12 protein-coding genes are annotated in these 14,748 nt (G+C 51.8%); 5 read left to right on the top strand and 7 right to left on the bottom strand.

Going from position 1 to position 14,748, the window contains the following annotated elements; all coding sequences use genetic code 11:
- Positions 1 to 45 precede the first annotated feature (45 nt).
- The gene (locus BXP70_RS09410) at positions 46 to 603 is read right to left on the bottom strand and encodes a D-glycero-alpha-D-manno-heptose-1,7-bisphosphate 7-phosphatase (protein ID WP_179197641.1); all 558 of its coding nucleotides are present in this window, start codon (positions 601 to 603) and stop codon (positions 46 to 48) included.
- Positions 604 to 792: 189 nt separating this feature from the next.
- Between BXP70_RS09410 and hemG the strand changes: the two genes are divergently transcribed.
- From hemG to BXP70_RS09395, 3 genes are read left to right on the top strand one after another with little or no spacing between them, the layout of a single operon-like run.
- Entirely contained in the window at positions 793 to 2,142 is a 1,350-nt protein-coding gene (gene hemG, locus BXP70_RS09405) for a protoporphyrinogen oxidase (RefSeq protein ID WP_086593814.1), read from the top strand.
- Positions 2,139 to 2,945, top strand: coding sequence for a polyprenol monophosphomannose synthase (locus BXP70_RS09400; RefSeq protein ID WP_086593813.1), 807 nt, complete (start codon positions 2,139 to 2,141; stop codon positions 2,943 to 2,945). The genes hemG and BXP70_RS09400 overlap by 4 nt, the downstream gene beginning before the upstream one ends.
- A gap of 59 nt (positions 2,946 to 3,004) precedes the next feature.
- The gene (locus BXP70_RS09395; RefSeq protein WP_086593812.1) at positions 3,005 to 3,958 is read left to right on the top strand and encodes a TerC family protein; all 954 of its coding nucleotides are present in this window, start codon (positions 3,005 to 3,007) and stop codon (positions 3,956 to 3,958) included.
- Between the two features lie 116 nt (positions 3,959 to 4,074).
- Here the strand turns inward: BXP70_RS09395 and BXP70_RS09390 are convergent, their stop codons facing one another.
- Entirely contained in the window at positions 4,075 to 6,354 is a 2,280-nt protein-coding gene (locus BXP70_RS09390) for a biosynthetic peptidoglycan transglycosylase (RefSeq protein ID WP_086593811.1), read from the bottom strand.
- A gap of 10 nt (positions 6,355 to 6,364) precedes the next feature.
- Here BXP70_RS09390 and purB point away from each other — a divergent pair, with 10 nt between their 5' ends.
- Both purB and BXP70_RS09380 read left to right on the top strand, forming a co-directional pair.
- Positions 6,365 to 7,720: an adenylosuccinate lyase gene (gene purB / locus BXP70_RS09385; RefSeq protein WP_086594176.1), complete on the top strand. Its 1,356-nt coding sequence runs from the start codon at positions 6,365 to 6,367 to the stop codon at positions 7,718 to 7,720.
- A 118-nt stretch (positions 7,721 to 7,838) separates the two neighbouring features.
- Positions 7,839 to 8,936 (top strand): glycosyltransferase family 9 protein, encoded by a 1,098-nt coding sequence (locus BXP70_RS09380; protein ID WP_086593810.1) that lies wholly within the window; start codon positions 7,839 to 7,841, stop codon positions 8,934 to 8,936.
- Between the two features lie 73 nt (positions 8,937 to 9,009).
- On the opposite strand, the gene BXP70_RS09375 is transcribed toward BXP70_RS09380, so the two are convergent.
- The 5 genes from BXP70_RS09375 to BXP70_RS09355 all read right to left on the bottom strand — a co-directional run bounded on the left by BXP70_RS09375 (position 9,010) and on the right by BXP70_RS09355 (position 14,426).
- Positions 9,010 to 10,137 carry a glycosyltransferase gene (locus tag BXP70_RS09375; protein ID WP_086593809.1) on the bottom strand — a complete coding sequence of 376 codons (1,128 nt, stop codon included), beginning with the start codon at positions 10,135 to 10,137 and terminating at the stop codon, positions 9,010 to 9,012.
- A gap of 80 nt (positions 10,138 to 10,217) precedes the next feature.
- Positions 10,218 to 11,204, bottom strand: coding sequence for a glycosyltransferase family 2 protein (locus BXP70_RS09370; protein WP_086593808.1), 987 nt, complete (start codon positions 11,202 to 11,204; stop codon positions 10,218 to 10,220).
- Positions 11,197 to 11,739 (bottom strand): DUF4199 domain-containing protein, encoded by a 543-nt coding sequence (locus BXP70_RS09365; RefSeq protein ID WP_086593807.1) that lies wholly within the window; start codon positions 11,737 to 11,739, stop codon positions 11,197 to 11,199. The genes BXP70_RS09370 and BXP70_RS09365 overlap by 8 nt, the downstream gene beginning before the upstream one ends.
- A gap of 44 nt (positions 11,740 to 11,783) precedes the next feature.
- On the bottom strand, positions 11,784 to 12,278 hold the full coding sequence (locus tag BXP70_RS09360) for a DUF4199 domain-containing protein (protein WP_218779766.1): 495 nt from the start codon (positions 12,276 to 12,278) through the stop codon (positions 11,784 to 11,786).
- Between the two features lie 87 nt (positions 12,279 to 12,365).
- Positions 12,366 to 14,426: a BatA domain-containing protein gene (locus tag BXP70_RS09355; RefSeq protein WP_179197639.1), complete on the bottom strand. Its 2,061-nt coding sequence runs from the start codon at positions 14,424 to 14,426 to the stop codon at positions 12,366 to 12,368.
- Between the last annotated feature and the right edge of the window lie 322 nt (positions 14,427 to 14,748).

Here is a 14,748-nt window from a genome sequence, read left to right as displayed (position 1 = left end):
ACAATTAATTGTGCATTAGCTACTCGCTTTTTTTGGCGCGCAAAACTAGCGCGTACTTTCTTGGGCTAGGATAATAGCTGTTGCTGCTGCTAGGTTGGTTACTTGGGGTTGATGCGTGGTTTCTTCGGAGTGGCCCACCAGAATTCCTTTTATCCCAACCCGGGCACCGGCCTCTAGGTCCCGCATCCGGTCTCCCACAAGCCAGCACTGGCTAGGGTCCAGATGAAAGCGGGCAATAGCTTTTTCCAGCATCAGCGACCCCGGCTTGCGCGCTAGCGATTCACTCACCGATGGATGCGAGGGCGCGAAGTAAAACGCATCGATCAGGTTTCCGCAGGCCTGCTGCAGCTTATCGTGGCAGAGACGCATTTGGGAGGCGGTGTACAACCCTTTCGCGATTCCGGCTTGGTTCGTCACCACAATCAGGTAATAGCCCGCTGCCTTCAACTGGGCTAGGCTTTCAGGAACCCCGTGTAGCACCGTAAAATCTTCGGGGCGCCACACATAGTCGCCCATTTCCTCGTTTAGTACACCGTCGCGGTCTAGGAAAACGGCCTTATGCAACTGAGGTGCTACTGGCACGGAAGAATTTGTGTTCGTCATCAAGCCAAAGGTATGCTAGCTAGCCGACATGCCTAAAAAATTAACCTAGCTAGTGAATTACCCGAAAAAATGATTGTTACTCCTAGTAGTACAAGCGCCCAAGGTTAGCGTGATGGTTACCTTTGTCGCTGGGCAGAATGTGGCTGATGCTTCTGCTTATTCAACCTATCTTTTTCGTAGAGATCTATCATGGTAGCTATTTTGGGTGGCGGCATTTCAGGCCTTACGCTGGCCTATTACCTGCAGAAAGCAGGTATTAGCTACGATCTGTTCGAGGCTAGCTCGACACCGGGCGGCAACCTGCGCACAGCCCAAGTAGATGACTATCTGCTCGAAACAGGTCCGAATTCGCTCCAGCTTAGCCCGGAACTGCTGGATCTGTTCACCGACCTAGGTTTGGTGGATGAAATTGAAGACACGGCGGCCGTAAGCGCCAACCGCTATGTATTGCGTGATGGTCGCTATCAAAAGCTTCCTAGCTCGCCACCGGCGCTGCTTGCTAATCGTTTTTTCAGCTTTAAAGCAAAGCTGAACATGTTACGCGAGCTGAGCCGCTCGCCGCTCCCAACCAACCCCGATGAAACTCTCGCAGCGTTTTTCCGACGCCGGTTTGGAGCTGAAATTGTAGACTATGCACTTAACCCATTCATCTCGGGCATTTATGCCGGCGACCCTGAGAAGCTACTTGTGCACAAAACGTTTCCGAAGCTAGCGGAATTGGAGCAAACCTACGGCTCGGTGCTGCGGGGCCTAGCGAAAAGCGGTGGCGCGGGTGGGCGCCGGCGTATCGTCTCGCTGCGGCAAGGCCTTCAGCAATTGCCAGCCACGTTGGCAGCTCAGCTTACCCATTACCATGGGGGGCAAACCGTTACGGCACTTACGCGCGCCTCAGATGGGCACTACCATCTTCAACTCGCCAGTGGGCCCGCACCGCAGGCGTACACTAGTGTTGTGCTAGCATTGCCTACGTACGCCGCTGCTCCGTTGCTCGAAGATTTGTTTCCAGAGGCGGCTACGGCTTTAGCGGCTGTGTATTATCCGGCTATGGCCGCTATCTACACTGCCTACCACCGCGCCGATGTAACTCACCCGCTCGATGGTTTTGGCGCACTTCACCCCAAAGTAGAGCAGCCCTACGCCGCCGGCAGCATCTGGAGCAGCTCTATCTACCCAAAACGCAGCCCAGCCGATCAGGTACTATTTACCACCTTTGTTGGTGGAAGTCAATATCAGGAACAGGCTCAACAATCGGCGGCCGAGCAGCAGCAAGCCGTGCACACGGAGCTTGCTCGCTACTACGGCATCAAGGCTACTGCCCCGCTCTGGCAAACTCGCTATTATTGGGAGCGTGCCATTCCGCAGTTCGACAGCCGTATTGTCGGGGCACACGCCGCCACCGATGCTTTGGCAACTGAGAACATCTACGCGGCGGCCAATTGGCGGGCGGGCGTGGGCGTGCCCGATTGCGTGCGTCACGCCCAGCAGCTAGCGGAAAAAATTATTCGCAGCGTCCCCCACTTCTTATCTTTGGCACAATGAACAGTGGGCTGGTTCTAATTCCGACGTACAATGAGCGCGAAAATGCGGAACTGATCATCCGTAAAGTCTTTTCGTTGCCCAAACCTTTTGATTTGCTTGTTATCGACGATGGCTCACCCGATGGCACCGCCGACATTGTGCGGAGTCTGATGCAGGAGTTTCCAGGACGACTTTTTCTGGAAGAGCGCAAAGGTAAGATGGGGCTTGGCACCGCGTATATCCACGGATTTCGGTGGGCATTGATGCGGGATTACGAGTACGTGTTTGAGATGGACGCCGACTTCTCCCACAACCCCGACGATTTATTGAAGCTTCATAATGCTTGTGCCGTAGATGGCTACGACCTAGCTATTGGCTCACGCTACATCCAGGGCGTGAACGTGGTGAACTGGCCCATGGACCGCGTACTGATGTCGTGGTTCGCGTCGGCGTACGTACGCTTTGTCACGGGTATGCCGATTATGGACGCAACGGCAGGCTTCAAATGCTACACGGCCCGGGTACTGCGCACGGTGTTGCGTCACCGTATTCGCTTTGTGGGCTACGCCTTCCAGATTGAAATGAAGTGGCTGGCCTATAAGTACGGTTTTCGCATTAAGGAGGTGCCCATCATCTTCACAGATCGGACTCGCGGCGCTTCCAAAATGTCGAAGGGCATCTTCAAAGAGGCTTTCTTCGGTGTGGTGCAAATGAAGGTGTACAGTTGGTTTCACCGCTTCAAGCGAGCCACAGCCGATAGCAGCCACAATACCTCCGACGCTATTTCGGTGACGGCCGCAACCTCGACCCCAAAATCGCGGTAAGCCTTGGTATAGTTCTGCTCCGTGTCGGAAACGGAGCTAGGCCTAGTCTGGCGCTGCGTATGGAAAACACTCCTATCTTTTGGGTCGGATTCAACATTTTCGTTCTGGGAATGCTGATGCTCGACCTTCTTGTGTTCAACCGTAAAGCTCACGTGGTGAGAATGCGGGAGGCCCTAGGGTGGAGCTGTTTTTGGATAGTCTTGTCACTATGCTTCAACTTCCTCGTGTATCGCACGATGGGCCGGCAAGCCGGCTTGGAGTTTCTCACGGGCTACCTCATTGAAAAGTCGTTGAGCGTCGACAACTTGTTCGTCTTTCTGCTCATTTTCAGCTACTTCAAGATACCTCAGCAATATCAGCACAAGATTCTCTTTTGGGGAATCATTGGGGCTTTGGTTTTGCGGGCAGTCTTTATTCTGGCGGGGGCAGCGTTGCTGGCCAAATTTCACATCTTGCTTTATGTACTTGGGGCTTTTCTGGTGTACACAGGCGTGCGAATGGCTATCAGCGCCGGCGAACCAGAAATCGACCCGGACAATAACCCCGTCGTAAAGTTTCTGAGTCGCTACATGCCCGTGACCAGCAAGCTAGAAGGCGACAAGTTTTTCGTGCGCAAGGATAAGCTTCTGTTTGCCACTCCGCTGTTTGTGGTGCTCTTAATGGTTGAAACAACCGACGTAGTTTTTGCCGCCGATTCTATTCCAGCCATCCTCGCCGTTTCGCGTGACACTTTCGTTGTGTACACGTCCAACGTGTTTGCTTTGCTAGGTTTGCGGGCTATGTATTTTGCCTTGGCAGGCCTGATGAAGCTCTTTCATTACTTGCACTATGGGTTGGCGCTTATCCTCGTTTTTATCGGTTTCAAGCTGCTGACTACTGATTACTTAGCTACCCGTGGCTATGAGATTCCGATGAGTATTTCGCTTGGACTGGTTGGGCTCATTCTGGCTGGCTCCGTCTTGCTGTCGGTCTTACTGCCTAAGAAGGAAGAAAGGGAAGAAATCGAATCCTAGCTTCTGGCAAAGGCTCATTTTCCTTTCACTGCGCACTTATTACGAAAAAAGCCTCACTGATCTGCTTCAGTGAGGCTTTTTTCGTAATAAGTGCGCAGGTACTTGCGACTCTTAACTTAGGGGCGCGGCGGCACTGCTGGCTGCTCTTCTGGCGTATTACTGTTCACCCCGGCATCTGGAGCGGCATTGCCGCCTAGCAAATCAATCAGGTTAAGTGGCTCAAACTGAGAAGAATCAGCGGCGGCCGTTCGGGTGGTGTCGCGGGCCGTTACGATATACTTGCGGGCTGGCCCATTGAGTGCTACACCAAGTGCCATATTTTCGCGGTCGGCGGGCGTAATCATGCCACGCTCCACCATAATGTCGGCGATGAGACGGTAGAAGTAGCGCGCACTCCCACGCAAATTGCCGTAGCTATCGAAGGAATAGCGGTAAAACTTGGGCTTGGGAATGATGCTAGCTAGGTACAAGCTTTCCGACAGATTGAGGTTGGCGGGCTGCTTGTCGAAGTAGAAGCGGGCGGCGTCCTTCACACCATAGATTTTTGGTCCCCACTCGATGATGTTCAGGTACACCTCAAACATCCGCTCTTTGCTCACTAGCCGCGTATTTTCGATCAACCAGACGATAAGCATTTCTTCCACCTTGCGGGCCACCGTCTTCTGCCGCGTCAGAAACACATTCTTCACCAGCTGCATCGAAATGGTACTTCCCCCGCGGGCAAAGCGCCGCTCCTTTAGGTTTTGAATAGCTGACTTCACGAAGGCCTTTTCCATGAAGCCTTTGTGGGTGAAAAAGCGTGGGTCCTCCGCCGTTTGAATTGCGCTCTTAAGGTAACGCGACACCTCATCGTACGGCACAAAATTCTTGTTGCTAGGTCCTACCAAAAACGTTTTGATAGAGTCGCCTTTGTCGTTGTAAGCGGTATAGGGGAAATCTTCGTTGAGCTTGTTTAGGTTTTCCCGCCCAAAGCGGGTGATGCGAAAATTCTTGCCTCGCAGCGATGAATCAAACTTCAAGCTATCCACCTGATTCATATCCAAGGCGGTGTGCAGGCTGTAGGTGAGGGTACCTTCTCCCTGCATGCCTTCTACCTCCTCAAACATGCCTTCTGGCAGCGAAGCAAAAAAGTCGTTCGCAGGAGTTTCCGCCGAGGTAATGTCCGCCGAGACTTGCAGGCCTGCCAATAAGTCGCTGCGCTTCCGGATCCCGTTTATTTTACGCCCAATGACCCGCTGGGGCACCGGTAGCTTGCGGATGCTGAATGTAGGGTAAAACTCGATGCGATTGAGGCGCACTTTGGTCCCCTTTTCGAGCGCCATCGAGGCTTGTCCGAGCTTCGTAACGAAGTTGATGCCGCCGTGTTTTACCACAATGTCGCGCGCAGCTAGCTTGGGCTGGTTGAGCACAAAGTGTGTGGCCGAAGCCGAGCCGCGCAGCGTTAGCTGCTCATCCTCGAACTCTTTTCCATCTAGGCTCATGCGCAGCGTATCGAACTGCACCCGCGCATTGAGGCGCCGTTGCAGATACGGCAACGTGACCGGCTGCCGATTTAGGCCGTACACCTGCGCCGCTAACTCGTAGTCGCCGGCTTCCACGTGCCCGCTGATACCTAGGTTGTTGGAAACCGAGTCGATAGTAGCCGATAGCTGGCCCGTAATGTTTCCGTCTTCAATGGTGAGCCCAGGCATAGCGATTCGCACTTGGTGCCGCGGGCTCTCATAGGTGACGAGGAAGTTCTTGAAGGCCGCCTCGCCTGGAATGTTATCGAAGCCGGCTTCTAATAAATCGTTTAGTAAGAGGCCATAGTTGGTGCCTTTCGTGGTATCACGCGGGGCTACCGGCTGCGTTTTCTTCTTCCGGTAGAGAAAGGAGTAGTTATCCGTGGCAGCGGTTTTGCGAGCTGTGAGGCGGGCGTTATCAATTTGCAGGTTGCTGAAGACAGGCCGCCCCGCAAATAATGACCGCACGCTTAGGGAAGCATCAATGCTGGAAGCACGCAACAGCGTGTCGCGCCCCGTAGGCACCAGCGCGACACCGTTAATCCGAACCGAGTTCAGGTCGGTGAAGCGAGCAGGCCCTAGGGTGAGCTGCGCCGGATATTTGCGCTCTACTTTGGCTTTCACTTGTGCCAACGCATACTCTAGTAATTGCTGGCGCTTGAGCAGAAATGCAGCCAGTGCCAAGCCCAAAAGCACGACGACAATGCCGAAGCCAATACCTATTTTTTTCTTTACAGCAGAATTCACGCGTAGTAGCAAGGGGAGAGAATTGCGGGCGGGTCCGGTGAAGACAGCATCGGGCCCAACGCCGCATAGAGCACAAAGGTAGCGAAAACCAGTACGACCCGCTTCGCCAAGCGTGACGGCTTTCGCTACCTTTGGCACGTCGGCCATTTTCAACGCTATGTCATTCCCCACAACTCTGACACCTCTCACCGCCGTTTCGCCCCTCGATGGGCGTTATCACCGCCAAACAGCGCCGCTAGCGCCTTATTTCTCGGAGCTAGCCCTGATTCGCTACCGCGTGCTGGTAGAAGTGGAATACTTTATTGCGCTCTGCCAATTGCCGTTGCCGCAGCTGACGGGCGTCAACCCCGACCTTTTTCCGTCGTTGCGCAACATTTACCACACCTTCGGCGCCCAGCAAGCGGAAGCAGTGAAAGCCTATGAGCGCGTGACCAATCACGACGTGAAAGCGGTGGAGTACTTTCTGCGTGACCAGTTCACGGCGCTCGACCTAGGTCAGTACTTGGAGTTCATCCACTTCGGACTTACTTCCCAAGACGTCAACAATACAGCTATTCCGCTGAGCCTGAAGGAAGCGCTGCTGCAAGTACTGCTGCCGGCTTACGCCCAGGTCCGCAACCAGCTCGCTAATCGGGCTGAAGAGTGGCAAGCGGTACCCATGCTTGCCCGCACGCACGGGCAACCTGCTTCCCCTACGCGCTTGGGCAAAGAAATAGCAGTGTTTGTGGCGCGGCTCGATGCGCAAGTGGAATTACTGGGGCAGGTACCTTTCGGGGCCAAGTTTGGCGGGGCCACGGGCAACTTCAATGCCCACCACGTTGCCTACCCGCAGATTGACTGGCATGCGTTTGCCAATACGTTTGTAAACGACACTCTCCAGCTACACCGCAGCTACCCCACCACGCAGATTGAGCACTACGACCACCTCGCCGCTACTTGCGACGGATTGAAACGGCTCAATACCATTCTCATCGACCTAGCCCGCGATGTGTGGCAGTATATTTCGATGGGTTATTTCCGGCAAACAATCAAGGCAGGCGAGGTTGGTTCGTCGGCCATGCCGCACAAAGTCAACCCCATTGATTTCGAAAATGCGGAAGGCAACCTAGGTGTCGCCAATGCGCTGCTGGAGCACCTAGCCACGAAGCTCCCCATCTCCCGCCTCCAGCGCGACCTCACTGACTCGACGGTGCTGCGCAACCTAGGCGTCCCCCTTGGCCACACGCTCATCGCCCTGACTTCGCTGCAGCGTGGCCTGAATAAGCTAGCTCTCGATGAAGAAACTCTACGCCGCGACTTGGAAGCCAACTGGCCGGTCGTAGCCGAAGCTATCCAAACAATTCTGCGCCGCGAAAACTACCCTGATCCGTACAACGCGTTGAAGGCCCTAACGCGCACGGGCACGTCCATCTCAGCCGAAACCATCCGCGAGTTCGTGGAAACGCTTGAGGTGAGTGAAGCAGTGAAAGCAGAGTTGCGCGCTATTTCGCCGCTGAATTACCTAGGTATTTAGGCCCCTAGCTTTGGGTCTACCTACGGGCAAGGCTGCTTGCTTGCCGCTGCTTAGCGGCAAGCGCTAGTCGGGCTCCGGCTTCCTTATCTTCGCTTTAACGCTGTTTCTAAGAACTTCCATGCCTGAGCTCAACGGCATCCTTGTCCATCCCGACTGCCGCCATTTTCGCGGTGATATTCCGTGCCGCCCTAATAAGGAAAATGGCTATTTATGCGCCGATTGTCCGGTATATGCTCCCGTTCAGGAGCGCATTCTTCTTATTAAGCTAGGGGCCATCGGCGACGTTATCCGCACAACTCCTTTGCTACGTCGTTTGCGCCGAGAATATCCGGCGGCAAAAATTACTTGGCTCACGCTTACACCCGCTATCCTGCCGGCCGACGCTGTCGATGAAATTCTGAAGCTAGACCTAGCTTCCACCTTGCATTTGCAAGCCCGCGAGTTCGACTTGCTCTTCAACCTCGACAAGGACAAGGAAGCTTGTGCCCTGCACGACACCATCCGGGCCAAGCAGAAGTTTGGCTATACGCTGCATCCAGAATATGGCGTAGCCTGGCCTGGGAACGACTTAGCGAATCACAAGTTTCTGACGGGGGTTTTCGATCAGTTGAGCCTACAGAACCAAAAACCCTATCCTCAGGAAATCTTTGAGCTCTGTGGCTACGAATTCCAGGGCGAAGAATACGTGTTCGATACCCACCAAGACAAAGGTTATAGCTGGAATGCACTGCCCATCGGTAAGCCGCGCGTGGGCCTGAACACCGGCTGTGGCGACCGGTGGACAACCCGCCTGTGGTCTGATGAAAAGTGGATTTCGTTGATTGAGCAACTTCAGCAAGCCGGGTATGCGCCCGTGCTGCTCGGCGGGGCGGCCGAAGACGAGCGCAATCTACGCCTGAACGCCGCTACCGGTGCCACTTACTTAGGGCATTTTCCCTTAGAGCAATTCATCAATTTGCTCTACCAAATGGATGTCATCGTAACGCAGGTGACCATGGCCATGCACATCAGTATTGCTCTACAGAAGCCAACGGTGCTGATGAACAACATCTTCAACGCCTACGAATTTGACCTCTACGGCCGCGGTCAGATCGTGCAGCCTGATCGGCAATGCGTGTGCTTTTACCGCGGTACTTGTAAGCTAGGTACCAGTTGCATGGAAGATTTACCGGCTGATAAAGTCTTCCGTGCAGTTCAAGCTAGCGTAAACGCATAGCCACTTTGCTTGCTCCACCAACGAGCCTAGGTTCTGGCTGCGCGTAGTACGCACCACCAGAACCTAGGTTTTTTTATTCGGCTACTGCTTTTAAGGCTGCCACCATTTCGGCCCAAGAAAACTGCTTTTTACGCGCCCATACGCCGGCAGCAAACTCTGCTTCTCGTTCGTTTTCGTAGAAATCGACTAAGGCATCGGCAATGGCTTTTGGCTGTGCTTTGGTGACGTAGCCTACTTCACCCGCCGGAATTAGCTCGGCCAAGCCGCCCACATCAGTCACGAGCATGGGGCGCTCAAAGTGATAGGCAATCTGCGAAACGCCGCTTTGCGTTGCGTTTTTGTAAGGTTGCACTACCATATCGGCCGCGCAGAAATAGTCCGCTACTTGCTCATTCGGGATAAAGTCGGTGGCTCGCACCAGCCGATTTTCCAGGTTGTACTTCTGTATGAGGGCTTCATAAGGCGCCGCATCTTCATAATACTCGCCGGCAATGATGAGCTTCACGGGCAATTTTGCTAACCGCTCATCTGCAAAAGCCTCCAGCAGAATATCTAACCCTTTATACGCCCGGATGAACCCGAAAAAGAGTAGGTACCTAAAGGCTGGATCTAGGTTTAAAGCGTGCAAGGCCACAGCCTTGGGTTTGAGCGGGCCAAAGTTGTCGTAGAGCGGGTGGGGTTGATAGCGCGCAGGTTGTTTAAAGCGCAAACGGCGCAAATCGGCCAGCACTGCCCGCGACATCGTCACGAAGCCATGGCAAGCTGCTAGGAAGTAACGGGTAAAAGGCCGGTCGCCGGGCCGTTTTTCGTGCGGAATTACATTATCGGTAATGGCCACTACGCGCGTGTGCCCATTACGTCGAACCCGACGGGCAATGCTGCCCAAGGCAGGCCCCATGAGGGGCAGCCAAAAGCGAAACACCACCAAGTCTGGTTTTTCACGGCGCAGCTTCTCTCCGACGCTCCACCAGGTTAGCGGATTTACGGAGTTGATGCTAACTTCTATGTCGAGGTCAGTTGGGCCAGGCTCCGTGCTAAACTGCGTTTGCCCCGGAAATAGAAAGTTAGGGTATTGTAGGCTGAAGGTAATAATGCGCACTTCATCACCGGCTTCGCGGAAAGCCCGCGCCAATCGTTCGTTGTAGGTAGCTAAACCGCCCCGCAACGGATAAGCCGGCCCAATGATGACAACCTTTTTCATTCAATAGTTACCAGTTAATAGCTCGCTATTTTTGCCCTAGCGAGGCTAAAAGATCAATAAAAATTGATAGATGCCAACTGTTAACTGATATTCAGCTTATCTCGAATTAGATACTGGTTGCGGCGGGGTCCATTGAGTTGCGTCATTTCGGCCAAAAAGCCCGCTAAGAAGAGTTGGACTCCAACAACGACCGCCACCAGCGCCAGAAAGAATAGTGGCTGCGCCGTCACGTCGCGGGCGCGCAGATTTTGCATTGCCAGATAGATCTTCTCTCCTACCAGCCACAACGTAATTAACATACCTAGCAAGAAGGATAGGGTGCCCATTGTGCCGAAAAAGTGCATCGGGCGGCGACGAAACCGGCTCACAAATGTGATGGAAAGCAAATCTAGGAAGCCATACACGAAGCGTTCTAAGCCAAATTTGGTGACACCGTACTTGCGCTCCTGATGTTGCACAGCTTTCTCGCCAATGCGACCAAAGCCGTTCCACTTGGCAATCACCGGAATGTAGCGGTGCATCTCGCCGTATACCTCTATTCCTTTCACCACACGCTGGTCGTAGGATTTGAGACCACAATTAAAGTCGTGCAGGTTAATCCCCGATATCCAACGGGTTACGCCGTTGAATAATTTTGTTGGGATGGTTTTGCTGAGGGGGTCGTAGCGCTTCTTCTTCCAACCGCTAACTAAGTCATAGCGGTCCTCCACAATCATGCGGTACAGCTCCGGCAACTCCTCAGGCGAATCCTGCAAGTCCGCATCCATTGTGCACACAACGCGCCCTGTCGCAGCTTCGAAAGCGGTATTCAGCGCCGCTGACTTGCCATAGTTGCGGTTGAAGCGAATGCCTCGCAAGTGTGTATCGGTCTGGGCTAGCTCCTCTATAACATCCCACGAGTTATCCGTACTGCCGTCATCTACCAAAATAATCTCGTAGGTGAGACCATGTTGCGTGAGCACACGGTTGATCCAGCGCGTCAATTCAGGTAATGACTCGGCTTCGTTGAGCAGCGGAATAACAATAGAAAGCTCAACGGGAAAATGCTGCGATGAACGCTTACTCAAACTCAGGGCGATTATGCTTCGTGAAGGCCGTAACAATTAGCCCTATAATAAAACCAGTGATAGCGCTGCTCATCAGACCCTTCCCAATCTGCAAGGGCGATGTTAGCTTTTCTTCGCTCAAGTCTTCCAAACTCTTGTCAATTTGAGCCTCGGTTACGTTTGGCAATGAACTTAACCAAGCCTCCATATCCGTACGCATCCTACCGATATAGTCAGGATCAATAAAATTGACATAGATATAGTTGAACAATCCCGACAGCAACCCTGATATCAAGGAAAGGATAAGCACGATTACTAGGCCCTGCTTGTAGGTCATAAAGCCATTGTTGTTCTGCTTGAAGAAACGATGTGCTAGAACGGCTCCAATGATATAAACGACTATTGCAGCACTCAAGTACACTGAAAACTTGAAGGAAAGCTCTGTGACTCGCATTACAAAGTCGACAATAAGCCACACCATCCCCGTGAGAAGTCCATAGCGGATGGCAACTGAAGTAGGGGTGACAGCACCAGTAGCAGTAACGGTATTTTCCATGTGTGAACTAGGTTAATCGTGTGAAGACAAAGATTAAACTAAGGTTACTTTCGCAGAAAAATTCCACCAGGTATAGCAAACAGCAATCCGAGGATCAGCTTTTTGCTGAGTTCATCTTGAGCTAGCTCCTGTGGCGTACGTGCTATATTCTGCTGGTCTAACTTGTACCGCTCTACCCCTCCTGGCTGTTTCAAGTAATAAGAGCGTGCGCTCTGTAATATTTTCGTAGCCTCTTCAGCATTTCGTTCCAATAATCTAGGATCAGCGCTACGAGCAAAACCGTACAGTGTAACCGCCGAAACAACTGAAGCAAATACCGCCGTGAGTAGCCCCGTCAAAATTGCCTTGCCTATTCCTGGCCCTGTTGGGTAATAGCGACGCACAAACCACTGACTTCCGATAACAACGAAGGGAACCAGTGGAGTCGTCATTAAGCGGCGCGGGCCATAAGGGTTGCTGCCCGTTACCATCAATAGTACCACCCAGACCAAAGCCAGAATACCTAGGACAGTACCAAATAACAAGGCGGTTCGAAGCACAGGCTGCGCGGGAGCATTAGTCAATTTCACGTGATTAAACTGAGGCAGCAAGTTAAATGATTTGCGCCAACTATGCTGATGCTTGGTTTAAGCGGCGGTGGCGATAGGCGTCCGCAAAGCTGGTTCGCGCTTTTTCCCAAAGCGCAAGAGTAGCACTTCTGCCAACAGACAGGCCAATGCCAATCCCAAACAATAGCGCCACAGCGGTGTGCCTACCCGCTCTGCCTTATACTGCGCCGCTACCGACTCACCGGCATTCGCGTCATACACCCGTACGTTAGGCCGATCAGGGCCAATCATCGCGCGTAACTCTTGCGTAGAGTAGTGTGCTAGGTCTGATTCGCGTTTGTCGAAGTTAAATGCAAGGGTAGTTATAGGCTGTCCATTGCGAGAAAGTTGGTAGAATCCTGGCGTTTGCATACTCGATGGTACATCAAAACTTAATTCACCTGCTTTCTCTCGTTGTGCTGGAATAAAGGTCAAACTGTCTTTTTTGAGCTTGAAAACACGTTCTGCGCCGCTTCCTTTGCCTTCCAACGTTAACGCGATAGTATGTTCATCAAGCCGGTACGCTGGTTGCTGATTATTGCGGTAGCTCTGGATAGCTAAGCGATACATCACCGGGACAAATAATGCTTGGTTAGCAAAATCCGAGTACCCCCCACTGAGTGGGGCTGAAAATAAATACACCATTCCTTCTCCGCTTGGGAAGCCTGCTAAGTAGCCTTCTCCGTCGCGCATTTGCAACACTTCTGTCCCCGACCGTGACCAACGTAATACTGGCGCTGCCTTAGGCATTACAGTAGGTCGACTCTGCTGGGCAAATACATCTTTAAAAAATGGATTTTGTAAGCTTGGTGCAGCTAAATCTCGGAGCACCGGTTTACCTGTGGGAATAGACTCCCATTGAATAGGCGTCAATCCTAGGTCATGGAAGAAAGCGTTATACGACTGTCGTGCCGCAAGCTCTGATGGTGGCACGATAACCAACGTAGCACCTTTTTGTACTGCTTGGCGCAGGTTTTCGCGTAAGGTAGCTTCCATGCGCGGTACCTCTTGCAGTACTATCAGGTTGGCAGTACCTAAGGTACTGTAATTCACTCCATACGGCTTACTTAAGGTATAATCGAATAAAGGCTCGTTCGCATATAGTTGCTGGGTTACTGCGCTATTTGCGGCTAGCTCCTCTATCTTGATCTTTGGTGCTGGCTGTAGAGTGAAGTAGTAAGTATTATCGAATGTTACTGGAAAGTCATCTACTTCTACTCGGCACTTCTGTAATTCTCTACTATGCAAACGGGTGCGCACTACACTGATGCTATTTCTCCCTGCTTTCACTGACGCTTGAAAAGCCGCAGCCTGCCTTTCGCCGATAAATAGCTTTACCTGACAGTTATTTGCATCGACGTTGCCTCCGTTACGCAGCCGAATACGAATTACTATATCAGCGTCTGCTCGTACAAAAGCGTCATCCAACGTGACGCTATCTACGTAAACATTCTTCCCTACTTCATCAGCGGTAGGTACTAGAAATACTTGTTGTGTAGTATCTAGTGTAGCCAGTAACTGCGGAGAAAAATCGTTTTTCTGGAAATCAGAGAATAAATAAACTTGTGCTTGTTCCTTTCTGTCGTTAGCAAACAAACGAGATGCTGACTTTATCAGGGATGTAGAATGGCCTGATACACCTAGCTGCTCCACCATAGCTTGGTAAGCCTTCCCTGTTAATTTTTGATGTGGCTTATCAAGTAACTCAAAGTATGTGGAGGCAGGGTACGCCGAGGTTAAACCCCGTGCCTCTTCTACAGCCTTATCAAAAGCTGTCTGCTCTTCTTTTGCCTGCACTTGCATGCTAGGCGAAGTATCTACTAAAACCTTAACTATGTCTTTGCTCCTACTCTGTTGTGGAGCGGGTAAAAAGGGTTGACAAAACATCAACACTAAAAATAAGACAAACCCCAATCGAGCCAACAGAACAAGTAAGTGTTTAATTTTCTGCTGACGAGCTGTCACTAGCTTTATCTCTTGAATAAAACTAGTATTACTAAAGAAGACTCGCTTAGGTCTTCGTAATTCAAATAAGTGAATGATGACAGGGATTGCTAAAGCCAACAATCCGTACAAAAACCATGGATACGTAAAGGACATACTCATTACTTAGGTCTGTTGCCGCAGTTCTATAACGCAACAAAACTTGAAATAATAGCAACAATCGACAAGAATGTTTCTTCGAATACGTCGATCTCTTATGATAGCTATTCAATGACAGTTTCGAAAGGCTTGTTCTAACTTTGAGCTTTTCGCTTTCACTCAACAAGCATGTAGTCTATATGCTAGAAGAAGTTAGATAAACAACAAAAACAAAGCTGTACTAGCTACTGTAATTTGGCCTACTTATCTCCCTAGGGTGTCTGCCGATGGCGCGTCCCCAAAGGGTAGGGGGGCTAAAACGCGAGCAGCCCCGGGGGGT

The organism is Hymenobacter crusticola (assembly GCF_002154225.1).
GTDB lineage: Bacteria > Bacteroidota > Bacteroidia > Cytophagales > Hymenobacteraceae > Hymenobacter > Hymenobacter crusticola.
The sequence above is the reverse complement of the archived record's forward strand: the minus strand, read 5'-3'. Positions and strand labels throughout refer to the sequence as shown.